The following is a 20,392-nucleotide window of genomic DNA, read 5'->3' on the forward strand; positions in this document are numbered from 1 at the left end:
CTCCTAGTCCTCAAAGCCATACTTCCGGTCCAAGGCCGCCATGCGGGAGGCGTAGTAGAAGATGAGGATCACGAACACGTAGATGCTCCCCTGCTGGGCGATCCAGAACCCCAGGGGCGGGCCGCCAAAGACCCGCACGGCGTTCAGGGGTTCCGCCAACAGGATGCCCAGCACATAGGAGACCAGGGCCCAAACGAGGAGCAGGTTTCGGATAAGGCTTAGGTTTTCCTTCCAGTATGCCTCCAGCGCGCTCATAACTCCCTCCCCCGCTCGGGAAGCGCCTTGCCTGCGCCTCCTCCCTTGGGCTTCCCTCGCGGTTGGCGGCTATCTTAGGGAAGGATGAGGAGGGTGTCAAGAAACCTTGGCTTTGTAGCCATGCGCAAAAGGGGCTTTTTCCCATAAGCAAGGGGGCGGGGTGCAAGGCCCCGCCCCCTTGGCGCCGGGGGTTACTCCTCGAGGGTGGAGAGGTCCCCGGGGTCCTTCCCCAGCTCCCGGGCCCGGAGCAGGCGGCGGAGGATCTTGCCCGAGCGGGTCTTGGGGAGCTTGTCCAAGAAGACCACCTCGCTGGGGGTGGCGATGGGGCCCAGTTCCCGGCGCACGTGGGCCACCAGGCTTTCCTTCAGGGCCTCCGAGGGTGCTTGCCCCAGGCGGAGCACCACGAAGGCCTTGATGGCCTCCCCTTTGAGGGGGTCGGGCACCCCGATCACCGCGGCCTCGGCCACCGCGGGGTGGGAGACCAGGGCGCTTTCCACGTCCGCGGTGCCGATGCGGTGCCCGGCCACGTTGAGGACGTCATCCGCCCGGCCCAGAACGCTGAAGTACCCCTCTTCGTCCCGGCTGGCCACGTCCCCAGCGGCGTACACCCCCCCGGGCACCTCCCGCCAGTACTGCAGGTAGCGCCCGTGGTCCCCCCAGACGGTGCGCATCATGTGGGGAAAAGGCCGCTTCAGGACCAGGAGGCCCCCTTGGCCGGGGGGGACGGGCCTCCCCTCCTCGTCCACCACCTCCGCCTCCACCCCGGGGAGGGCCACCCCGGCGAAGCCCGGTTTGGCCGGAAGGTTCAAGGGGGTGCCCAAGGTGGGCCCGCCCAGCTCCGTCTGCCACCAGTTGTCGGCCACAAACCCCCGCCGGCCCTCCTCCACCAGGTGGCGGTAGGCCCAACGGAGGGCCTCGGGGTTCAGGGGCTCGCCGGCCACGGCCACCAGGCGCAAGGAGGAGAGGTCGTACCGGGCCGGCCACTCGGGCCCGTACTTCATGAAGAGGCGCACCGCGGTGGGGGCGGTGAACATGATGTTCACCCGGTACCGCTCCACCACCTGCCAGAAGGCCCCGGGGTCGGGGTAGTCCGGGGCCCCTTCCCGAAGGACGGAGGTGAGGCCTTCCAGGAGGGGGGCGTAGACGATGTAGGAGTGGCCCACGATCCAGCCGATGTCGCTGGTGGCCCAGAAGACGTCCTCGTCCTTGGCGTCGAAGAAGGTGCGCAGGTGGTAGGTGGTGCCCACCATGTACCCCCCGTGGGCGTGGACCACCCCCTTGGGTTTGCCCGTGGACCCCGAGGTGTAGAGGATGAAGAGGGGGTGTTCCGCCTCCACCATCTCCGCCCGGGCCTCTGGGGGATTATTCCAGAGAAGTTCCTGGAAGTCGTGGTGGCCCGGGGGGAGTTCCGCCTTGTAGGCCCGCTGGAACCAGACCACCTCCAGGGGAAGGTCCTTGATGGCCTCCTCCACGATGGAGCGGAGGTCCACCCCCTTGCCCCGGCGGTAGCTCACGTCCCCGGCGATGAGGAGCTTGGCCCCGGCGTCCAGGATCCTCTCCCGCAGGGCGGAAACCCCAAGCCCGGCGTAGACCACGCTGTGGATGGCCCCCAGGTAGGCGGTGGCCAGCATGGCCATCACCCCCTCGAGGGTGAGGGGCATGTAGAGGACCACCCGGTCCCCCGGGCCCACCCCTAGGCGCTTCAGCCCGGTGGCTAGGCGGCGTACCCGGTCCAGAAGCTCCCCATAGGTGAGCTTGGCCTCCTGGCCGTCCTCTCCTAGGTAGAGGAGGGCCACCTTGTTCCTCAGGCCCCGGGCCACGTTCCTCTCCAGGGCGTTGTAGACCACGTTGGTCCTGCCTCCCAGGAACCAGCGGTGCTCGGGGAGGTTCCACTCCAGAACCTTTTGGAAAGGCGTTTCCCAATGGAACCGCCTGGCCCACTCCCCCCAGAAGCCCTCGGGGTCCTCGAGGCTCCGCCGGTACTCCGCCCAGAAGTCCTGCAGGTTGGCCCCTTGGCGCAGGGCCTCGGGGGCCCAAAGCCGCTCTTCCTCCTTAAGAAGCTTTTCCACCGCCATACGCTTCCTCCAACCCCGAGGTATCCCCGGGGTCCATGCCCAAGAGTTCCGCCTTTAGAAGGCGCCTGAGGATCTTGCCGCTACGGGTGCGGGGCAGGCTTTCCACGAAGACGATGCGGGGTGGGGGGACCGGCCCCAGGTGGCGGAGGAGGTGGGCCTTGAGCTTTTCCGCCAGGAGGGGTTTGAGCTCCTCGGGGAGTTCCTTGCTGCGGGGCACAGCGAAGACCACGATCTCCTCCCCCTCCTCCCCCGGCACCCCGATGGCCGCGGCCTCGGCCACCTGGGGGTGGCTGAGGGCGGCGGCCTCCACCTCGGCGGTGCCCAGCCGGGCCTCCCCCACCTTGATGACTTCCTCCGAGCGGCCCAGGATGCGGAAGTACCCCTCCTCGTCCCAGGTGGCCAGGTCCCCGGTCCAGTAGAGCCCTCCCTGCCAGGGGCTCTCCCCGCCCAGGAGGTCCACCATCTGGGCTGGCCCGGCCCGGAGAAGGACCAGGTGGCCCTTGCTCCCCGGGGGGAGGACCCGGCCTTCCCCGTCCACCACCCGGGCCTCCACCCCGGGCAGGGGCACCCCCACGAAGCCGGGTTTGGCGGGAAGGGCCAGGGGGGTGGCCAGGGCCGGGGCCCCCAGTTCCGTCTGCCACCAGTTGTCCAGGGGCCAGGCCAGGTGCTCCCGGGTCCAGCGCCAGACCTCGGGGGCCAGGGCCTCCCCCACGCTCCCCACCAGCCTCAAGGAGGTGGGCCTGGCCTCCCCGTGCCGCCTCAGGGTGCGGAGGACCGTGGGGGAGGTGAGGAGGATGTCCACCCCTAGGCGGGCGAGGCGCCCGTAGAAGGCCGAGGGGCTGGGGTGGTCGGGCCGGTCCTCCACCAGAAGGCTCGTCCCTCCCAGGAAGAGGGGGGCGTAGAGGCCAAAGGAGTGGCCCACCACCCAGAAGAGGTCGGCGGTGGTGTGGAGGACCTCCCCCGGCTTGAGGTCCAAGAGGTAGCGGAGGGCCCAGGCCACCCCCACCATGTACCCCCCGTGGCCATGGACCACCCCCTTGGGCTTCCCCGTGGAGCCCGAGGTGTAGAGGACGAAAAGGGGGTGGTGGGCCTCCACCGGCACCGCCTCCACCGGCTTTCCTTCCGAGGCCCTTTCCAGAAACTCCGTGGTGCCCCGGGCGTGCCAGAGCACGGGAAGGTCCAGCCCGGAAAGGGCCGCCTCCACCACGGGCTTCAAGGGGAAGAGCTGCCCCCGGCGGTAGTAGCCATCCGCGGCGATGAGGAGCCGGGCCTGGCTTTGGACCAGGCGCTCCCGCAGGGCCTCAGGGCCCAGGCCCACGGGCAGGGCCACGTGGACCGCCCCCAGGCGGGCCAGGGCCAGGAGGCTTAAGGCCGCCTCGAGGCCCGTGGGCAGGTAGAGGGCCACCCGGTCCCCCGGGCCCACCCCCAGGCCCCGCAGGACCCCGGCCAGCCGGGCCGAGAGTTCCCAAAGCTCCCGGTAGGTCCACTTTTCCAGGTGCCCTTCCCCGTCCAGGGTGAGGAGGGCCACCTGCTGCGCCCGCTCGGGCAGGTGGCGGTCTAGGGCGTTGAGGGCGGCGTTGGTGCGCCCGCCCGCGAACCAGCGCCGGCTTTCCCCCTGGTAAACCTCCTTCCACGGGGCCTCCCAGGCAAACTCCCGGGCGAAGCCGCCGAAGAAGGCCTCGGGGTCCTCGAGGCTGGCCCGGTAGGCCTCGGCGTAATCCCGCAGGTTGGCCTTGGCCTTCAGGGCGGGAGGGGGCTCCACCACCTCCACCCGGGGGCTGGCCTCCGCCGGCGGGGGCAGGGGAGGGGGGGCAGGAGGGGAGAGGTGGGGGGAGACCTGGGCCACCTCGGAAAGGGCCCGGGCCAGGCGGCTGAAGGCGAAGGGGAAGCGGCGGGAGGGCACCACCACCCCCAAGGCCCCTAAAACCTCCCCCCCTGGCCCCAAAAGGGGGGCGGCCAGGGCGGAAAGCCCAGGGGCATACTCCTCCATCTCCGCCGCCAGGCCCGATTCCCGCACCCGGGAAAGCTCCTCCTCCAGGGCCACGGGGTCGGTGAGGGTGTAGGGGGTGCGGGGGCGCAAGGGGGGGAGGGGCAGGGCCCCGTAGGCCAGGAGCACCTTGCCCAGGGCCAAGGCATGGGTTTCCTCGGGCAGGGTTTCCCCCAGGGGATGGGGCTGGCCCTGGCGGCCCCGGGTTTTCAGCCGCACCCCCTCGGGGGTGAGGAGGGCCAGGTAGCACCGCTCCCGGGTGCGCAGGTAGAGCTCCTCCAGGGCCTCCACCAGGTAGGGGCTACGCCCGGAGGAACTCCCCGGGATGGGGGCCAGCCCGGCCTGCCCAAGCCGGTAGCCCCGCTCGGTCTTCACGGCAAACCCCTCCTCCGCCAGGCTGTTCAAAAGGGCGTAGGCGGTGGAGAGGCTTTTCCCCAGGAGGCGGGCCACCTCCTTCACCTCCACCCCTTCGGGGTGCTCGGCCAGGTAGGCCAGGATGCGCAAGGCTGCCTGCACCGTGGAGAGGCTGCGCCTTCGGGCCATCTGGGCCCATATTCCGCAGGGGGGACGCCCCCTGTCAAGAAAGGGGGCCTTTGGCAAATGGTGAGAAACCCCCCTTTTCTTGACCCTGCCCTGGCCGCACCCTATCCTCAAGGCCAAAGGAGGGCGTATGGACCGGATTGAAGGGGTTTTGAAGGAGGAGCGGGTGTTCTACCCCAGCGAGGCCTTCCGCCGGCAGGCCCACATCGCCAGCGAGGAGGAGTACCGGCGCCTCTACGAGGAAAGCCTCCAGGACCCTGAAGGCTTCTGGGGTAGGGTGGCCTCGGAGCTTCACTGGTTTACCCCCTGGCAGAAGGTGCTGGAGGGGGACCTGCCCCACCCCAAGTGGTTCGTGGGGGGGACCACCAACCTCTCCTACAACGCCCTGGACCGCCACGTGCAGGGCTGGCGCAAGAACAAGGCCGCCCTGATTTGGGAAGGGGAGCCGGGGGAGGAGCGGGTCCTCACCTACCACGACCTCTGGCGGGAGGTGCAGAAGTTCGCCAACGTCCTGAAGCGCCTGGGGGTGAAGAAGGGGGATAGGGTCACCATCTACCTCCCCATGATCCCCGAGGCGGCCATCGCCATGCTGGCCTGCACCCGCATCGGGGCGGTGCACTCCGTGGTCTTCGGCGGTTTCTCCAGCGGGGCCCTGGCCGACCGCATCAAGGACGCCGAGGCCAAGGTCCTCATCACCGCCGACGGCGGGTACCGCCGGGGGCAGATCGTGCCCCTGAAGCAGAACGCGGACGAGGCCCTGCGGGAGACCAGCAGCGTGGAGCACGTGGTGGTGGTGCGCCGCACCGGGGAGGAGGTGCCCTGGACCCCGGGGCGGGACCACTGGTGGCACGAGCTCATGGAGGCAGCCTCCGACCGCTCGGACCCCGAGCCCATGGAGGCCGAGGACCCCCTTTTCATCCTCTACACCTCGGGGTCCACGGGCAAACCCAAGGGGGTGCTCCACACCACGGGCGGGTACATGACCTACGTCTACTACACCACCAAGATGGTCTTTGACCTCAAGGACGAGGACGTCTACTGGTGCACCGCCGACGTGGGCTGGATCACCGGCCACTCCTATGTGGTCTACGGGCCCCTCCTCAACGGGGCCACCACGGTGATGTACGAGGGGGCCCCCAACTGGCCCGAGCCCGACCGCTTCTGGCAGATCGTGGACAAGTACGGGGTGACCATCCTCTACACCGCCCCCACGGCCATCCGGGCCTTCATGAAGTGGGGGGAGGGCTGGCCCCTCAAGCACCGCCTGGAAACCTTAAGGCTTTTGGGCAGCGTGGGCGAGCCCATCAACCCCGAGGCCTGGCTCTGGTACTACAACGTGATCGGCAAGGGCCGCTGCCCCATCGTGGACACCTGGTGGCAGACGGAAACCGGGGGGATCATGATCACCACCCTGCCCGGGGTCCACCCCATGAAGCCAGGGCATGCGGGCAAGCCCTTCTTCGGCGTGAAGCCGGAGATTCTGGATAGCGAGCACAAGCCGGTGGAAAACCCCGACGAGGGGGGGCACCTCTGCATCACCCGGCCCTGGCCCAGCATGCTCCGCACCGTCTGGGGGGATCCTGAACGCTTCTTGCAGCAGTACTTCAGCCAGCACCCCGGGGTGTACTTCACCGGGGATGGGGCCCGCCGGGACCCCCAGGGGTACCACATGATCCTGGGCCGGGTGGACGATGTCCTGAACGTGGCGGGGCACCGGCTGGGCACCATGGAGATCGAGTCGGCCCTGGTTTCCCACCCCGCGGTGGCCGAGGCCGCGGTGGTGGGCCGCCCCGACCCCTTGAAGGGGGAGGCCATCGTGGCCTTCGTGACCCTCAAGGAGGGGCACGGCCCCACCGAGGCCCTCCGAGACGAGCTCAAGGCCCACGTGGCCAAGGTCATCGGGCCCATCGCCCGCCCCGACGAGGTGCGCTTCACGGACGCCCTGCCCAAGACCCGTTCGGGGAAGATCATGCGCCGCCTCCTGCGGCAGATCGCCGCCGGGGAGAAGGAGATCAAGGGGGATACCTCTACCCTGGAAGACCGCTCCGTGGTGGAGCGCCTGAAGGAAGGAGCCTAAGGCTAGGCCCTTGGGGAGGGCCGGGAGGTTCCCGGACCTCCCCGCTCTTCACTGGGCCGGGCTTTTGTGCACGTGCACCACCTTCCAGCCTTCGGGGAAGCGCACCGCCACCCGGCTTTCGTTCACCGCCCGGTGCCGTAGCCCCTCCTCCCCTTCCACGGTGAGAAGGAGGGTGTAGCTGAAGATGGCCACGTCCCCGTAGCGCTGGAGGCGCTTTTCCAGGAGGTCTATCCGGTAAGGCCTTCCTCCCGTGGCCCAGCGCCTTTCCGTCATGAAGAGGTGGAAGGGGAGGCCGTCCAGGCGGTGGGGGGTGACGAACCACTCGTAGAGGGAAAGGTCCTCGTGGGTGGTGGCCCGGTAGCCTTCGGGATCCCCCTCGTAGATGCTCTTGAGGTGCCCCTCCAAAAAGGCCCAGAGTTCCGCCTCGCCCTCCACGCTTCACCTCCCCGGCTGGTACTCCCCCCACTCCTCCCGCAGGACCCCGCAGACCTCCCCCAGGGTGGCCCGGCGGCGGAAGGCCTCCAGCACGTAGGGGAAGAGGTTCTCCTCCCCCTTGGCGGCCCGGCGCAGGGCCTCGAGGCCCACCCGCACGCTTTCCCCATCCCGCCTTTCCTTGAAGGCGGCCAGCTCCCGCTTGCGCCTTTCGTGGAGCTCGGGGTCGATGCGCTGCACGGGGGTGGGCTCGTTCAGGGGGCTTTGGGGGTCGGCGAAGCGGTTGACCCCCACGATGACCCGCTTCCCCTCCTCCACCTCCTTCTGGAACTGCCAGGCCGACTCCTCAATGGCCCGGCTGAAGTAGCCGCTTTCCACCGCCGCCACCGCCCCGCCCAGGGCATCGATCTCGCGGATCAGCTTTTCCGCCTCCGCCTCCAGCTGGTCCGTGAGGTGCTCCACGTAGAAGCTGCCCCCCAAGGGGTCAATGGCCCGGGTGACCCCGCTCTCGTAGGCCAGGATCTGCTGGGTGCGCAGGGCGAGGAGGGCGCTTTTTTCCGTGGGCAGGCCTAGGGCCTCGTCGTAGGCGTTGGTGTGCAGGCTCTGCGTCCCCCCCAAGACGGCGGCCAGGGCCTGGTAAGCGGTGCGCACCACGTTGTTCAGCGGCTCCTGGGCGGTGAGGGTGGAGCCCCCGGTCTGGGTGTGGAAGCGCAGGGCCCAGCTCCTCGGGTCCTTGGCCCCGAACTCCTCCCGCATGATGCGGGCCCAAAGCCGCCTGGCGGCGCGGAACTTGGCGGCCTCCTCCAGGATGTCCCCGTGGGCGGCGAAGAAGAAGGAAAGCCTGGGGGCGAAGGCGTCCACGTCCAGGCCCCGTTCCAGGGCGGCCCGCACGTAGGCCTTGCCGTCGGCCAGGGTGAAGGCGATCTCCTGGGCGGCGGTGGCCCCGGCCTCGCGGATGTGGTAGCCGGAGATGCTGATGGTGTTCCACTTGGGCACGCGCTGGGCGCAGAACTCAAAGATGTCCGTCACCAAGCGCATGGAAGGCCCTGGGGGGTAGATGTAGGTGCCGCGGGCGAAGTACTCCTTGAGGATATCGTTTTGCACCGTGCCCGAAACCTTGTCCCAGGACACCCCCTGCTCCTCGGCCACCAGGAGGTAAAGGGCCAGGAGCATCATGGCGGGGGCGTTGATGGTCATGCTGGTGGACACCCGGTCCAGGGGGATGCCCTGGAAAAGCCTCTGCATGTCCTCCAGGGTGGCGATGGATACCCCCACCCGCCCCACCTCGCCCACGCTCATGGGATGGTCAGGGTCCAGGCCCAGCTGGGTGGGTAGGTCAAAGGCCACGCTGAGGCCGGTCTGGCCCTGGGCTAAGAGGTAGCGGTAGCGGGCGTTGGACTCCTCGGCGGTGGAGAAGCCCGCGTACTGCCGCATGGTCCAGAGCCGGTCCAGGTACATCCTGGGGTAGATGCCCCGGGTGAAGGGGTATTCCCCGGGGCGGCCCAGCTTCTCCCGGTAGCCTTCGGGCAGGGACTCAAAGAGGCCTTCCATGCCTTAGTTTTACAGGAAAACCCGCACGAGGAGGAGGAAGAGGAAGAGGGCTCCCAAGATGAGGAACAGAGGGGGCAGGAGGAGGCTGTAGACCGCCAGCACCAGGGCCAGGAAGTCCTTCCAGTCGGGTTTGGGATCCTTAGGCCGCATGCCTATCCCTAGGCTAGGATCCACGCCTGCCTCCCGCAAGGCTTCGCCCCTTCATAGCTAGGTTGCTTTTTGCTAGCATTGGGCCATGGCCCTAACCCGCAACGCCCGAAAGGTCCTCAAGGTTCTGGCCCGGCGGGGGGCTCCGGAGGTCCTCTTGGCCTTAAGCCGGGGGGCTTCCCGCTTCTCCGACCTGGAGAGCTCCCTCCTCCTCTCCCCCCGCACCCTGGCCGAACGCCTGCGGGAGTTTCACCTTCTGGGTCTGGTGGACCGCAGGGCCTTCCCGGAGGTGCCGCCTCGGGTAGAATACACCCTGACCCCGCGGGGCAGGCGGGTTTTGGATTTCTTGCACGGATTGGAAGAGGTGTTGGATATGGCCCAGGAGGAGGTACGGTGAAGGCGAGAGCCATTGTGATCACGTCGGGTAAGGGGGGGGTGGGGAAGACCACCACCACCGCCAACCTGGGGGCGGCCCTGGCCAAGCTGGGGGAGAAGGTGGCGGTGGTGGACGTGGACGTGGGCCTGCGGAACCTGGACGTGGTCATGGGCCTTGAGGGGCGGGTGGTCTTTGACCTCATCGACGTCCTGGAGGGGCGGGCCAAGCCCCGGCAGGCCCTCATCCGGGACAAGCGGGTGGAAAACCTCTACCTCCTCCCCGCTTCCCAGACCAAGGACAAGGAGGCCCTGGACCCTGCCAGGTTCCGCGACCTCATCGCCTTCCTCCTGGCCGAGGAGGGCTTTGACCGCATCCTCATCGACTCTCCCGCGGGGATTGAGAAGGGTTTCCAGACCGCCGCCACCCCCGCGGAAGGGGCCTTGGTGGTGGTGAACCCCGAGGTGAGCAGCGTGCGGGACGCCGACCGCATCATCGGCCTCCTCGAGGCCCGGGAGATCCGGGAGAACTACCTCCTCATCAACCGCCTCCGCCCCAAGATGGTGGCCCGGGGGGACATGCTCTCCGTGGAGGACGTGGTGGAGATCCTGGGCCTCAAGCCCATCGGCATCATCCCCGAGGACGAGGGGGTCATCGTGTCCACCAACCAGGGGGAGCCCCTGGTCCTAAAGGGGACGGGCCCAGCTGCCCAGGCCTTCATGGACACCGCCCGGCGCCTAAGGGGAGAGGAGGTGCCCTTCCGCCAGCTGGAAGAGGCCCAGGGCTTCCTGAGCGTCATCCGCAGGCTCTTCGGAGGGGGCTGATGTGGTGGCGTAAGCGGAGCAAGGAGACCGCCAAGGAAAGGCTCAAGCTGGTCCTGGCCTACGACCGGGCCCGGCTTTCCCCAGGCCTGGTGGAGAGCCTGAAGCGGGACCTTCTGGAGGTTCTCCGCCGCTACTTCCCCGCCCAGGAGGAGGGGCTTTCCGTGGCCCTGGAGGAGCGGGGGGAGAAGATGGTCCTGGTGGCGGACATCCCCCTCAAGTAGATGTTCCGGCGCCGGGTCAACCTCCTGGCCTACGACTGGGGCCTCATCCTCCTGACCCTGGCCCTCGCCGCCTTGGGCCTCGTCAACCTGCACAGCGCGGCCCCAGACCCAAGCCTCCTCCCCCGGCAGGCCGTGGCCCTAGGGCTCGGCCTCCTCCTGGCCGTGGGGGTACAGTTCCTTTCCCGCCGGGCGGTCTTCGCCTGGGCCTACCCCCTTTACGCCCTCTCCCTCCTCCTCCTGGTGGCGGTGCTCCTCTTTGGACGGGAGATCAACGGGGCCAAGGCCTGGTTCGTCCTGGGCCCCTTGCAGTTCCAGCCCCTGGAGGTGGCCAAGCTGGGCCTGGTCTTGGCCCTGGCCCGCCTTTTGCAGGGCCGGGCCGTGCGCCGGGTGGGAGACTACCTCCTTCCCGGCCTCCTTACCCTGCCCGTGGCCGCCCTCCTCCTCCTCCAGCCCGACCTGGGGGGCACCCTGGTGGTCCTCTTCGGGGCCTTCACCGTCCTCTTCGTCCGGGGCCTTCCCGCCAAGCACCTTGGGGTCGGGGTCCTGGCCCTGGTCCTCCTGGTGCCCACCGTGGTCTGGCCCAACCTCAAGCCCTACCAGCGGGAGCGGGTCCTGATCGTGCTGGACCCCTACCGGGACCCCCTGGGCCAGGGGTTTCAGGTGATCCAGTCCACCATCGCCATCGGCTCGGGGGGGCTCTTGGGCAAGGGGTACGGCCAGGGTACCCAGACCCAGCTGGGCTTTGTGCCCTTCCGCCATACGGATTTCGCCTTTGCCGTCTGGGCCGAGGAATGGGGTTTTGTGGGGGCGGTGGCCCTGATTGGGCTTTACGCCCTCCTCCTGGTGCGCCTCTTCTCCTTGGCCTTGGAGTGCCCGCAGCCTTCGGACCGCCTTTTCCTGGCGGGGGTAGGAGGGATGCTGGGTTTCCAGATCCTGGTCAACCTGGGGGTGGCCTTGGGGGTGATGCCGGTGACCGGCCTTACCCTGCCCCTCTTTTCCTATGGGGGGTCTAGCCTCATGGCCACCCTCCTTTCCCTGGGTCTGGTCTTGCTGGTCCACCGGGACCGGGCGGAGCCTTAGGGTCCTTGCCCACCTGGGCCCACCTGCTAAACTAGGCCCCGTGGCCAGGGACGTGCTGGTGCGGCTTTCCGGGGTGCGCAAGCGCTTTGGCAACGTGGCGGCCCTGGACGGGGTGGACCTCGAGGTCCACCGGGGGGAGTTCTTCAGCCTCCTGGGCCCCTCGGGGTGCGGCAAGACCACCCTGCTTAGGCTCCTGGCGGGGTTTGACACCCCGGATGCGGGGCGCATTGAGATCGCGGGCCGGGACATGGCCGGGGTACCCCCCTACGCCCGCCCAGTCAACACCGTCTTCCAGAACTACGCCCTTTTCCCCCACATGACCGTGGAGGGGAACGTGGCCTTCGGCCTGCGCATGCAGGGCCTGCCCCCGGCTGAGGTGCGCAGGAAGGTGGCCTGGGCCCTGGAGCTCGTGGACCTTTTGGGCCTGGAAAGGCGCTATCCCCGGGAGCTTTCCGGCGGGCAGAAGCAGCGGGTGGCCCTGGCCCGGGCCTTGGTCCTGGAGCCGGAGGTCCTCCTCCTGGACGAGCCCCTTTCCGCCCTGGACGCCAGGCTGCGCCAGGAGCTTCGGGTGGAGCTCATGCAGCTCCAGAGGCGGTTGGGTAAGACCTTCATCTTCGTCACCCACGACCAGGAGGAGGCCCTGGTGATGTCGGACCGCATCGCGGTCATGCGGGCGGGGCGGATTGAGCAGCTGGGCCTGCCCGACGAGGTTTACGAGCGGCCCAGAAACCGCTTTGTGGCCGAGTTCCTGGGCCGCTCCAACTTCCTCCCCGCCCGCCCCCACCCCATGGGGGCGGAGACCCCCTTGGGGCCTTTGCGCCTGCGGGAGCCCTTGCGGGCGGAGGGGCACCTGGTCATCCGTCCGGAGAAGATCCGCCTCTACCCTGCGGGCAACGGGGCCCCTGCGCGGGAGAACCTGGTGCGGGCCCGGGTGGAGGAGATCGTCTACACCGGGGCGGAGAACCAGTACTACCTGCGGGCGGGAGAGGTGCGGCTTCTGGCCTACACCCTGAACCAGGACCTGCAAGAGCCGGGAGCCGAGGAGTTTGCCTACGGGGAGGAGGTCTTCTGCTACCTTCCCCCGGAGAACCTGGTGGTGGTCCATGAATGAGGCGGCCACCCCCTTCCAGCGCCTCTTCCGCATCCTGGTGACCGTGGGCCCCGGGGGGCTTTGGCTTTTCCTCTTCGTCCTCCTGCCCACCCTTCTGGTCCTCCTGGCCTCCTTCCTCACCCGGGGGCCTTACGGGGAGCTGGGGGGGCCCTTGGGGGTACACAACTACGCCCGGGCCCTGGAGCCCGTCTACCTCGAGGCCTTCGCCCAAAGCCTCCTCATCGGGGTCCTGGCCACCCTCCTTTCCGCCCTTCTGGGCTACCCCTTGGCCTTTTACATCGCCCGCCACCCCCGGCGGAACCTCCTTCTCTTCCTCCTCCTCCTCCCCTTCCTCACCAACTTCCTCATCCGGGTCTACGCCTGGCTGGTCCTCCTGCAGCGGGAGGGGCTTCTCAACGCCTTTCTGGGGGCTTTTGGCCTTGGGCCTTACGCCTTCTACCCCTCCTTCCTCGCCGTCCTCCTGGCCACGGTCTACACCTTCTTGCCCTTTTTCGTCCTCCCGGTCTACGCCAGCGTGGAGCGCCTGGACTGGCAGCTTTTGGAGGCGGCCTACGACCTGGGGGCCAGGCCCTTTAGGGCCTTCCTCCACGCCGTCCTCCCCCAGACCTACCCGGGGGTTTTCGCCGGGAGCGTGTTGGTCTTCATCCCCGCCATGGGCACCTTCGTGGTGGCGGACCTCCTGGGGGCGGGGCGGGTGGTCCTCGTCGGCAACCTCATCCAGCAGCAGTTTGGCCTCACCCGGGACTGGGCCTTTGGGGCGGCCCTGAGCGTCTTCCTCATGGCCTTTGTCCTCCTGGCCCTTTACCTTTACGCCCGGATCCAGGGGGAAAGGGGGCTGGAGGAGCTGGTATGAGGCGGTGGCTTTCCCTGCACGCCCTTCTGGTCTACCTCTTCCTCTACCTCCCCCTTTTGGTCATCGTGGCCCTCTCCTTCAACGAGAGCCGCCGGGGGGTGCGGTTCACCGGCTTTACCCTGGACTGGTACCGGGCCCTCTTCCAGGACCCCAGGGTCTTGGAGTACTTCCTCAATACCCTGGTGGTGGCCCTGGGCTCTACCCTGGTCTCCACCCTCCTCGGCACCCTCCTGGCCCTGGGCCTGGTGCGCTACCGCTTTCCCGGAAAAGGGGTGTTGCGCTACCTCCTCTACATCCCCGTGGTGGTGCCCGACGTGGTCATGGGGGTTTCCCTCTTGCTCCTTTTCGCCTTTAGCCGGGAGCTTTTCGGCTTTCCCAAGCTCTCCCTCCTTACGGTGATCCTGGGGCACATCACCTTCCAGGTGGCCTTTGTGACCCTGGTGGTGCGCTCCAGGCTCCTCCTCCTGGACCCTGGCCTCGAGGAAGCCGCCCGCGACCTGGGAGCCCGGGGCTTCCAGACCTTCTGGTACGTGACCCTGCCCCTGGCCTGGCCGGGGGTGGCCGCGGGGGCCCTTCTGGCCCTCACCCTCTCCCTGGACGACTTCGTGGTCACCTTTTTCACCGCCGGGCCCGGGGCCACCACCCTACCCCTTTACATCTATTCCAGCGTGAAGCTGGGGGTAAGCCCCAAGGTCCATGCCCTCTCCACCCTCATCGTGGGCCTCAGCGCCTTTTTCCTGGCCTTGGGGTATGCTCTAACCCGGAGGCGGGTATGAGGCGTGCGGGCATCCTGCTCCTTCTCCTGGCCCTGGTGGGCCTGGGCCTTTTCCTGCTCCGCCCCAAGCCGGCCCCTGGGGCGGGCACCCTGTACTTCCTGAACTGGGCGGACTACATCCCCGAAGAGCTCCTGCAGAAGTTCAGCCAGGAAACGGGGGCCAAGGTGGTCCTGGATACCTTTGAGTCCCCCGAGGCCATGCTGGCCAAGCTGAAGGCGGGGGCCGACCAGGAGTTCTCCCTGGTGGTGGCCCCGGACTACTACGTGCTCCAGATGGCCCGGGAAGGCCTCCTGGCCCCCCTGGAGAAGTCCAGGCTGAAGAACCTGGCCAACCTGGACCCCTTCTTCCAGAACCCGCCCTATGACCCTGGCCTCGGCTACTCCGTCCCCTACCTTTGGGGCACCACCGGCCTTGCCTACCGGGAGGACCTGGTGCAGGGGCCGGTGGACTCCTACGCCGTCCTCTTTGACCCCGCCCGCCAGGTGGGGCCCTTCCTCCTCCTGGACGAGATGCGGGAGACCATCGGAGCGGCCTTGAAGTACCTGGGCTTCTCGGTGAACACCACCGACCCCCAGGCCTTGGAAAAGGCCAAAGGCCTCCTCCTCGAGGCCAAGGGCCGCTCGGTGGGCTTCGCCGGGGGGATTGAAGGCCTGAACCGCATCCTGGCTGGGGATGCGGCCGTGGCCTTGGCCTACTCGGGGGATGTCCTCCAGGCCCGGCAGGAGGATGCCCGCCTGCGCTACGCCCTCCCCAAGGAAGGGGCTACCCTGTGGACGGATGCCCTGGTGGTCCTGAAGCGGGGCCCGGCCCAGGACCTGGCCTACCGCTTCATAGACTTCCTCCTGGAGCCGGAAAACGCCGCTACCCTTTCCCGCTACACCCGCTACGCCACCCCCGTGGCCCGGGCCCTCCCCCTCCTCCCCGAGGAGATGCGCACCGACCCCACCATCTTCCCCCCGGAGGCGGTGCGGGGGAAGCTGGAGTACCTGAAGGACCTGGGGCCGGAGATCGCCCTCTTTGACCGGGTCTGGACCGAGGTGAAGGCTCGCTAAAGGCCAGGGGTGGGGGCGGGGGCTATACTGTTTTCATGAAACGCCTCTTCCTGCCCTTCCTGACCCTGGCCTGGGGCTCCTTCCCCGCCTGGGGCCAGGGGGTGGAGGCCCTTTGGGCCCGCGCCTGCGCCCAGTGCCACGGGGAGAAGGCCCTGGGGGTGCGCCCTTACCCCGGCCTGCAGGGCGCGGCCCCCCTCTTCGCCACCCCGGAGGGGCGGCGCTACCTGGTCCTGGCCACCCTTTACGGCAAAAAGGGGGAGGCCGGGCTCATGCCCGGCTTCGCCCAGCTGAAGGATGAGGAGCTCGCCGCCCTGCTCAACCACCTCAAGGCCCTCCTCGGGGCCAAGGGGGAGGCCTTCACCCCCGAGGAGGTGCGCCGGGGGCGGGGCCTGAACCTCACCCCCGACCAGGTCAAGCGCCCCTAGGCGGGGTCGGCCAGGACGGCCCCCTCATCGGCCTGGCCCACCAGGGCGGCGTAGCGGGCGAAAAGCCCCTTGGCGAAGCCGGGGGGCCGGGGTTGCCAGCGGGCCTGGCGGCGGGAGAGCTCCTCCTCGGGGAGGAGGACCTCCAGGAGGCGGTTTTCCACGTCAATGCGCACCCGGTCTCCCTCTTCCAGGAGGGCGATGGGCCCGCCGATGGCCGCTTCGGGGGCGATGTGCCCCACCATCAGGCCCCGGGTACCCCCGGAGAAGCGCCCGTCGGTGAGGAGGGCCACCTCGGGGCCCAGGCCCTCGCCCACGATGGCGCTGGTGACGGAGAGCATCTCGGGCATCCCCGGGGCGCCCTTGGGGCCCACGTAGCGGATGACCACCACGTCCCCGGGCCGGATCCGGCCCTGGAGCACCGCCTCCATGGCCGCTTCCTCGGCGTCAAAGACCCGGGCCGGCCCCTCAAAGAAGGTGCGTTCCGTGCCGGCCAGCTTCAGGACCGCTCCCTTGGGGGCCAGGTTCCCCTTGAGGACCACCAGCCCCCCTTGGGGCTTGAGGGCCTTCTCCACCGGGAAGACCACCCGCTGCCCCTCGGCCTCCCGGTAGGCCCGCTCCACCTCCTCGGCCAGGGTGCGCCCGGTGAGGGTCTTCTCCTCCCCGAAGAGGAGGCCGGCTTCCAGAAGGCGCTGGAAGACCAGGGCCGTTCCCCCGGCCTCATAGAGCTCCCAGGCGGTGTAGGTGCCCCAGGGGCGCAGGTCGGCGATCACCGGGGTCTTGCGGGAAACCCGGTCAAAGTCGTCCAGGGAAAGCTCCACCCCCGCCTCCTTGGCCAAGGCCAGGAGGTGGAGGACGGCGTTGGTGCTCCCTCCCGTGGCGGCCACGGCGGCCACGGCGTTGAGGAAGCTTTTTCGGGTGAGGAAGTCCCGGGGCTTCCAGTCCCTGGCGATGGCCTCGGCCAGGATCCGCCCCGCCTCCCGGGTGGCCTTGGCCTTTTCCGGGTGGACGGCGGGGATGGCGTTGTAGCCCAGGGGGGAGAGGCCTAGGGCCTCGAGGGCCATGGCCATGGTGTTGGCCGTGTACTGGCCGCCGCAGGCCCCGGGCCCGGGGATGGCCCGCCGCTCAATCTCCCCAAGCTCCTCGTCGGAGATCTTCCCCGCGGCCCGCTGCCCTACGGCCTCAAAGACCTCCACGATGGTGAGCTTCCGTCCCCGCCACTCCCCGGGGGCGATGGTGCCCCCGTAGAGGACCATCCCCGGCACCCCGCTGCGGATGACCCCCATGGCCCCTCCGGGGATGGTCTTGTCGCAGGCGGAAAGGGCCACCATGCCGTCGTAGAGGTAGCCCTGGGCGATGAGCTCCACGCTGTCGGCGATGACCTCGCGGCTTACCAGGCTTGCCCGCATGCCCGGGGTGCCCATGCTGATGCCGTCGGAGATGGCGGGGGCCCCGAACTCAAAGGGGAAAAGCCCCGCCTCCTTGAGCCCAGCCTTCAGGTCCAGGGCCAGCTGCCTTAGGTGGAGGTTGCAGGGCATCCCGTCGGTGAAGGTGTTCACCACCCCCACGAAGGGCTTCCGGAAGTCCTCGTCCCCCACGCCTACCGCCCGGAGCATGGCCCGGGCCGGGGCCTGCTTCAGTCCCTCCTTGATGCGATCCGATCTCATGCCTCCCTCCAGGTGGCGATTTTGCCGTGGAACTGACGGGCCCGGGGCAGAAGGCGCACCAGGGCCTTGGCCGCCGCCTCCGGGGTGAGGAGGCGGCCTTCCTCCTTGTAGCCGCGGAAGACCCGGTGCAGCACAGGGGCGGCGCTCCCCTGGGCCTCCCGGGCCGCCTGCTGCATGCCGGTTTCCACCACCCCCGGGCGGTAAATAAAACAGGCCACCTCGGGCACCTCCGCGGCCAGCTGCCGGGCCAGGTGCTCCTCGGCGGCCTTGGCCACCGCGTAGGCCCCGATGCCGGGGAGGTTGCTCTCCGCCGCCCCCGAGCCCACGAAGACCGCCACCCCCTCCCCCCTCTGCCGCAGGAGAGGGTAGGCGAAGCGGGCAAGCTGGTACCCCGCCAGGAGGTTGGCCTCCAGCACCTCCAGGAAGAGGGGCTCGGCCAGCTCGTAGAGGAGGGGGCCGGGGTGGAGGACCCCGGCGTTGTGGATGAAGCCCTCCAGGGGGCCCAGGGCTTGGGCCCGCTCCACCAGGGCCTGGGCCACCTCGGCCTTGCCGGCGCTACCCGCCACGGCCTCGGCCTTGGCCCCTAGGGCCCGCACCTCCTCCAGCACGGCCCGCAGGGGGGCTTCCGAGCGGGCGTTCAGCACCAGGTCGTAGCCTGCCTTGGCCAGTTCCAGGGCCAAGGCCTTGCCGATGCCCCGGCTGGCCCCGGTGAGGATCAGGGTTTTCCTCATAGCAAGGCCTCCACCGCCGCCTTCTGCCCCAGGGCCTCGAGGGCCTCCCCGGGGCCCAGGACCGCCACCTGCCCGTAACCTTCCCCTTGGGGCTCCCGGTGGACCAGGACCCTCTGCCCCCCTAGGTCCACCACCCAGACCTCCGCCACCCCGGCCCGGGCGTAGAGGGGGAGCTTCACCCCCAGGTCGTGGTCCAAGGGGGTGTCCGCCACCTCCACCACCAGGAGGGCATCCCGGGCCCGGGGTAGCTCGGCCTCGTAAAAGTCCTCCCGGGGCCTGAGGAGGGCCAGATCCGGGTAGAGTTCCGACCCCCCCACCGCCAAGGGGCTTTGCACAAAGAGGATGGCCTTTTCCGGCACCAAGGGGGCAAAGAGGGCGGTGAGCCGGGCCACCTTGGCCGCATGGCGCTTGCCGATGGGGCTCATCTCCAAGAGTTCTCCTTCCACCAGCTCCAGCCTCAGGTCCTCGGGGAAGACCCCGGCCTCCACCATGCGGTGGAACTCCTCCAGGGAGATCCGGTGCCGGGTCACGGGAGCACCTCCTTCCGCCGGGGTTGCCGGCATCCCCCTCATTGTAGGCGGCTTAGGACCGCCTGGGTGAAGGCCGCCGTGCCGGCGCTTCCCCCCAGGTCCGGGGGCGGGGTTTCCCTTAGGGCCTGGGCCACGGCCCTTTCCACCCCGCGGGCCAGCTCCACCAGGCCGAAGGCGTGCTCCAGCATCATGGCCGCGGAGAGGATGGCGGCGGTGGGGTTGGCGATGCCCTTGCCGGCGATGTCCGGGGCGGAGCCGTGCACCGGCTCAAAGACCGGGGTGCCCCGGCCCAAGGAGGCGGAGGGGAGAAGCCCCAAAGAGCCGGGCAGGACCGAGGCCAGGTCGGAGAGGATGTCCCCGAAGAGGTTCCCCGTGACCACCACGTCGAAGCGGGCGGGGTTGCGCACCAGGTGCATGGCCATGGCGTCCACGTACTGGTGCTCCAGGGTGGTGTCGGGGTAGTCCCCGTGGACCTCGGCCACGGTCTTGCGCCAGAACTCCCCCACCTCCAGCACGTTGGCCTTGTCCACGCTCACCACGTGTTTCCGCCGCTTCCTGGCGGCCTCAAAGGCCACCCGGGCCACCCGCTCCACCTCGGGCTTGCTGTAGCGCTCCGTGTTCCAGGCCTCCGCCTCCGACATCCCCCGGGGCTCGCCGAAGTAGATCCCCCCCGTGAGCTCCCGCACGATGAGCACGTCCACCCCCCGGGCGATCTCCTCCTTGAGGGGGGAGAGGCGCTCCAGCCCGGGGAAGACCTTGGCCGGGCGCAGGTTGGCGAAGAGGTCCTGGCCCTTGCGCAGGGCCAAGAGGCCCGTCTCTGGCCGGAGCCTCCGGGGAAGGGCATCCCACTTGGGCCCGCCCACGCTTCCCAAAAGCACCGCCTCCGCGGCCTCCACCCCCTTGCGGGTCGCCTCGGGGAAGGGTTCCCCGTGGGCCTCGATGGCCGCCCCCCCAAAGGGGAAGACCTCGTAGGCCAGGCCCAGGCCGTGGGCCTCGTCCAGGGCCTTGAGCACCTTCAGGGCGGCCTCGGTTACCTCGGGACCGATCCCATCCCCGGGCAGCACGGCCACCCTCATTCCGCCCTCCTGGGGTAGGGAAGCTTCCGGTCAAAGGCGTCCAGGAGCTCCCCTGCTTCCAAAAGCTCCCCGATGGGGTCCCAAAGCCCCTGGGTGAGGGCCTCCCGGGCCGCCTCGGGCAGGGAAAGGGGGGCTTTATGCCCGGCGAAGCGCACCTCCTTGGCCACCAGGTCCACCTCCACCTCGAGGCCCGGCTCCTCCTCCACCCTTTGGAAGAGGGCCTTCAGGTCCTCCGGGGCCAGGGTCACGCAGGGCAGGCCGATGGCCGTGGCGTTCCCGAAGAAGATCTCGGCGAAGCTCTCCCCCACGATGGCCCGGAACCCGGCCCGCTTGATGGCCTGAGGGGCGTGCTCCCGGCTGGAGCCCGAGCCAAAGCCGGCCTCCACCAGAAGGATGCTGGCCCCCTGGTACCGGGGGTCGTTCAGGGGGTGGGGTTTGGGGTTCCCCTCCTCGTCAAAGCGCTCGTCGTAAAAGAGGTACCGGCCCAGGCCCTCAAAGGTCAGGGCCTTCATGAACCGGGCCGGAATGATGCGGTCGGTGTCGATGTCCTCGCCCCGTAAGGGCACCGCCTTGCCGCGGATCAGGGTGAACTTCTCCAGCATGGCTCACCTC

Annotated in this window: 21 protein-coding genes; 10 read left to right on the forward strand and 11 right to left on the reverse strand. The window is 69.0% G+C overall.

Features of this window, described 5'->3' with window-relative positions:
- Window positions 1–3: 3 nt before the first annotated feature.
- From TCCBUS3UF1_RS04100 to TCCBUS3UF1_RS04110, 3 genes are all read right to left on the reverse strand, one after another.
- Window positions 4–255 carry a DUF4212 domain-containing protein gene (locus tag TCCBUS3UF1_RS04100; RefSeq protein WP_014515243.1) on the reverse strand — a complete coding sequence of 84 codons (252 nt, stop codon included), beginning with the start codon at window positions 253–255 and terminating at the stop codon, window positions 4–6.
- A gap of 191 nt (window positions 256–446) precedes the next feature.
- Complete coding sequence (locus TCCBUS3UF1_RS04105; protein WP_041433751.1) at window positions 447–2,330, reverse strand: acetate--CoA ligase; 1,884 nt, start codon at window positions 2,328–2,330, stop codon at window positions 447–449.
- Window positions 2,308–4,860 carry an AMP-binding protein gene (locus TCCBUS3UF1_RS04110; RefSeq protein ID WP_014515245.1) on the reverse strand — a complete coding sequence of 851 codons (2,553 nt, stop codon included), beginning with the start codon at window positions 4,858–4,860 and terminating at the stop codon, window positions 2,308–2,310. Before TCCBUS3UF1_RS04110 ends, TCCBUS3UF1_RS04105 begins: the two co-directional genes overlap by 23 nt.
- Before the next feature lie 127 nt (window positions 4,861–4,987).
- Here TCCBUS3UF1_RS04110 and acs point away from each other — a divergent pair, with 127 nt between their 5' ends.
- Window positions 4,988–6,934: an acetate--CoA ligase gene (acs, locus tag TCCBUS3UF1_RS04115; RefSeq protein WP_014515246.1), complete on the forward strand. Its 1,947-nt coding sequence runs from the start codon at window positions 4,988–4,990 to the stop codon at window positions 6,932–6,934.
- 48 nt (window positions 6,935–6,982) lie between these two features.
- On the opposite strand, the gene TCCBUS3UF1_RS04120 is transcribed toward acs, so the two are convergent.
- From TCCBUS3UF1_RS04120 to TCCBUS3UF1_RS04130, 3 genes are read right to left on the reverse strand one after another with little or no spacing between them, the layout of a single operon-like run.
- Window positions 6,983–7,369 (reverse strand): nuclear transport factor 2 family protein, encoded by a 387-nt coding sequence (locus TCCBUS3UF1_RS04120; protein ID WP_014515247.1) that lies wholly within the window; start codon window positions 7,367–7,369, stop codon window positions 6,983–6,985.
- 3 nt (window positions 7,370–7,372) lie between these two features.
- Window positions 7,373–8,917 carry a methylmalonyl-CoA mutase gene (locus TCCBUS3UF1_RS04125; protein WP_014515248.1) on the reverse strand — a complete coding sequence of 515 codons (1,545 nt, stop codon included), beginning with the start codon at window positions 8,915–8,917 and terminating at the stop codon, window positions 7,373–7,375.
- Between the two features lie 9 nt (window positions 8,918–8,926).
- On the reverse strand, window positions 8,927–9,067 hold the full coding sequence (locus tag TCCBUS3UF1_RS04130) for a hypothetical protein (RefSeq protein ID WP_155983257.1): 141 nt from the start codon (window positions 9,065–9,067) through the stop codon (window positions 8,927–8,929).
- An 85-nt stretch (window positions 9,068–9,152) separates the two neighbouring features.
- On the opposite strand from TCCBUS3UF1_RS04130, the gene TCCBUS3UF1_RS04135 reads away from it, so the two are divergent.
- The 9 genes from TCCBUS3UF1_RS04135 to TCCBUS3UF1_RS04175 are packed head-to-tail and all read left to right on the forward strand — an operon-like array spanning window position 9,153 to window position 15,779.
- Window positions 9,153–9,461 (forward strand): helix-turn-helix domain-containing protein, encoded by a 309-nt coding sequence (locus tag TCCBUS3UF1_RS04135; protein WP_014515250.1) that lies wholly within the window; start codon window positions 9,153–9,155, stop codon window positions 9,459–9,461.
- On the forward strand, window positions 9,458–10,261 hold the full coding sequence (gene minD / locus TCCBUS3UF1_RS04140) for a septum site-determining protein MinD (RefSeq protein ID WP_041433753.1): 804 nt from the start codon (window positions 9,458–9,460) through the stop codon (window positions 10,259–10,261). Before TCCBUS3UF1_RS04135 ends, minD begins: the two co-directional genes overlap by 4 nt.
- Window positions 10,261–10,482, forward strand: a complete 222-nt coding sequence (minE, locus tag TCCBUS3UF1_RS04145) for a cell division topological specificity factor MinE (protein WP_014515252.1) — start codon at window positions 10,261–10,263, stop codon at window positions 10,480–10,482. Before minD ends, minE begins: the two co-directional genes overlap by 1 nt.
- Complete coding sequence (gene rodA, locus TCCBUS3UF1_RS04150; RefSeq protein WP_014515253.1) at window positions 10,483–11,562, forward strand: rod shape-determining protein RodA; 1,080 nt, start codon at window positions 10,483–10,485, stop codon at window positions 11,560–11,562.
- Window positions 11,563–11,602: 40 nt separating this feature from the next.
- Window positions 11,603–12,673, forward strand: a complete 1,071-nt coding sequence (locus TCCBUS3UF1_RS04155) for an ABC transporter ATP-binding protein (RefSeq protein ID WP_014515254.1) — start codon at window positions 11,603–11,605, stop codon at window positions 12,671–12,673.
- Entirely contained in the window at window positions 12,666–13,526 is an 861-nt protein-coding gene (locus tag TCCBUS3UF1_RS04160; RefSeq protein ID WP_014515255.1) for an ABC transporter permease, read from the forward strand. Before TCCBUS3UF1_RS04155 ends, TCCBUS3UF1_RS04160 begins: the two co-directional genes overlap by 8 nt.
- Window positions 13,523–14,302 carry an ABC transporter permease gene (locus TCCBUS3UF1_RS04165; RefSeq protein WP_014515256.1) on the forward strand — a complete coding sequence of 260 codons (780 nt, stop codon included), beginning with the start codon at window positions 13,523–13,525 and terminating at the stop codon, window positions 14,300–14,302. Before TCCBUS3UF1_RS04160 ends, TCCBUS3UF1_RS04165 begins: the two co-directional genes overlap by 4 nt.
- Window positions 14,299–15,354, forward strand: coding sequence for a spermidine/putrescine ABC transporter substrate-binding protein (locus TCCBUS3UF1_RS04170; RefSeq protein WP_014515257.1), 1,056 nt, complete (start codon window positions 14,299–14,301; stop codon window positions 15,352–15,354). Before TCCBUS3UF1_RS04165 ends, TCCBUS3UF1_RS04170 begins: the two co-directional genes overlap by 4 nt.
- Window positions 15,355–15,389: 35 nt before the next feature.
- Window positions 15,390–15,779, forward strand: coding sequence for a cytochrome c (locus TCCBUS3UF1_RS04175; protein ID WP_014515258.1), 390 nt, complete (start codon window positions 15,390–15,392; stop codon window positions 15,777–15,779).
- On the opposite strand, the gene ilvD is transcribed toward TCCBUS3UF1_RS04175, so the two are convergent.
- Genes ilvD through leuD form a run of 5 tightly spaced genes read right to left on the reverse strand, consistent with a single transcriptional unit; the run spans window position 15,776 to window position 20,382 of the window.
- Window positions 15,776–17,443, reverse strand: coding sequence for a dihydroxy-acid dehydratase (gene ilvD / locus TCCBUS3UF1_RS04180; protein WP_014515259.1), 1,668 nt, complete (start codon window positions 17,441–17,443; stop codon window positions 15,776–15,778). The genes TCCBUS3UF1_RS04175 and ilvD overlap by 4 nt on opposite strands.
- The gene (locus TCCBUS3UF1_RS04185; RefSeq protein ID WP_014515260.1) at window positions 17,440–18,174 is read right to left on the reverse strand and encodes an SDR family NAD(P)-dependent oxidoreductase; all 735 of its coding nucleotides are present in this window, start codon (window positions 18,172–18,174) and stop codon (window positions 17,440–17,442) included. The genes ilvD and TCCBUS3UF1_RS04185 overlap by 4 nt, the downstream gene beginning before the upstream one ends.
- The gene (locus TCCBUS3UF1_RS04190) at window positions 18,171–18,704 is read right to left on the reverse strand and encodes a Uma2 family endonuclease (protein ID WP_014515261.1); all 534 of its coding nucleotides are present in this window, start codon (window positions 18,702–18,704) and stop codon (window positions 18,171–18,173) included. The genes TCCBUS3UF1_RS04185 and TCCBUS3UF1_RS04190 overlap by 4 nt, the downstream gene beginning before the upstream one ends.
- Window positions 18,705–18,742: 38 nt before the next feature.
- A complete protein-coding gene (leuB, locus tag TCCBUS3UF1_RS04195) occupies window positions 18,743–19,780 on the reverse strand; it encodes a 3-isopropylmalate dehydrogenase (RefSeq protein ID WP_014515262.1) in 1,038 nt (345 codons plus the stop codon).
- Window positions 19,777–20,382 (reverse strand): 3-isopropylmalate dehydratase small subunit, encoded by a 606-nt coding sequence (gene leuD, locus TCCBUS3UF1_RS04200; RefSeq protein ID WP_014515263.1) that lies wholly within the window; start codon window positions 20,380–20,382, stop codon window positions 19,777–19,779. Before leuD ends, leuB begins: the two co-directional genes overlap by 4 nt.
- Window positions 20,383–20,392: the final 10 nt, after the last annotated feature.

Origin of the sequence: Thermus sp. CCB_US3_UF1 (genome assembly GCF_000236585.1) — a bacterium.
Taxonomy (GTDB): Bacteria; Deinococcota; Deinococci; order Deinococcales; family Thermaceae; genus Thermus.

Excerpts from the sequence above, each read along its gene's own strand:
- TCCBUS3UF1_RS04100 (WP_014515243.1), bottom strand. The coding sequence starts at position 255 with ATGAGCGCGCTGGAGGCATACTGGAAGGAAAACCTAAGCCTTATCCGA.
- TCCBUS3UF1_RS04105 (WP_041433751.1), bottom strand. The coding sequence starts at position 2,330 with ATGGCGGTGGAAAAGCTTCTTAAGGAGGAAGAGCGGCTTTGGGCCCCC.
- TCCBUS3UF1_RS04110 (WP_014515245.1), bottom strand. The coding sequence starts at position 4,860 with ATGGCCCGAAGGCGCAGCCTCTCCACGGTGCAGGCAGCCTTGCGCATC.
- acs (WP_014515246.1), top strand. The coding sequence starts at position 4,988 with ATGGACCGGATTGAAGGGGTTTTGAAGGAGGAGCGGGTGTTCTACCCC.
- TCCBUS3UF1_RS04125 (WP_014515248.1), bottom strand. The coding sequence starts at position 8,917 with ATGGAAGGCCTCTTTGAGTCCCTGCCCGAAGGCTACCGGGAGAAGCTG.
- TCCBUS3UF1_RS04130 (WP_155983257.1), bottom strand. The coding sequence starts at position 9,067 with ATGCGGCCTAAGGATCCCAAACCCGACTGGAAGGACTTCCTGGCCCTG.
- TCCBUS3UF1_RS04135 (WP_014515250.1), top strand. The coding sequence starts at position 9,153 with ATGGCCCTAACCCGCAACGCCCGAAAGGTCCTCAAGGTTCTGGCCCGG.
- minE (WP_014515252.1), top strand. The coding sequence starts at position 10,261 with ATGTGGTGGCGTAAGCGGAGCAAGGAGACCGCCAAGGAAAGGCTCAAG.
- rodA (WP_014515253.1), top strand. The coding sequence starts at position 10,483 with ATGTTCCGGCGCCGGGTCAACCTCCTGGCCTACGACTGGGGCCTCATC.
- TCCBUS3UF1_RS04160 (WP_014515255.1), top strand. The coding sequence starts at position 12,666 with ATGAATGAGGCGGCCACCCCCTTCCAGCGCCTCTTCCGCATCCTGGTG.
- TCCBUS3UF1_RS04165 (WP_014515256.1), top strand. The coding sequence starts at position 13,523 with ATGAGGCGGTGGCTTTCCCTGCACGCCCTTCTGGTCTACCTCTTCCTC.
- TCCBUS3UF1_RS04170 (WP_014515257.1), top strand. The coding sequence starts at position 14,299 with ATGAGGCGTGCGGGCATCCTGCTCCTTCTCCTGGCCCTGGTGGGCCTG.
- TCCBUS3UF1_RS04175 (WP_014515258.1), top strand. The coding sequence starts at position 15,390 with ATGAAACGCCTCTTCCTGCCCTTCCTGACCCTGGCCTGGGGCTCCTTC.
- ilvD (WP_014515259.1), bottom strand. The coding sequence starts at position 17,443 with ATGAGATCGGATCGCATCAAGGAGGGACTGAAGCAGGCCCCGGCCCGG.
- TCCBUS3UF1_RS04185 (WP_014515260.1), bottom strand. The coding sequence starts at position 18,174 with ATGAGGAAAACCCTGATCCTCACCGGGGCCAGCCGGGGCATCGGCAAG.
- leuB (WP_014515262.1), bottom strand. The coding sequence starts at position 19,780 with ATGAGGGTGGCCGTGCTGCCCGGGGATGGGATCGGTCCCGAGGTAACC.
- leuD (WP_014515263.1), bottom strand. The coding sequence starts at position 20,382 with ATGCTGGAGAAGTTCACCCTGATCCGCGGCAAGGCGGTGCCCTTACGG.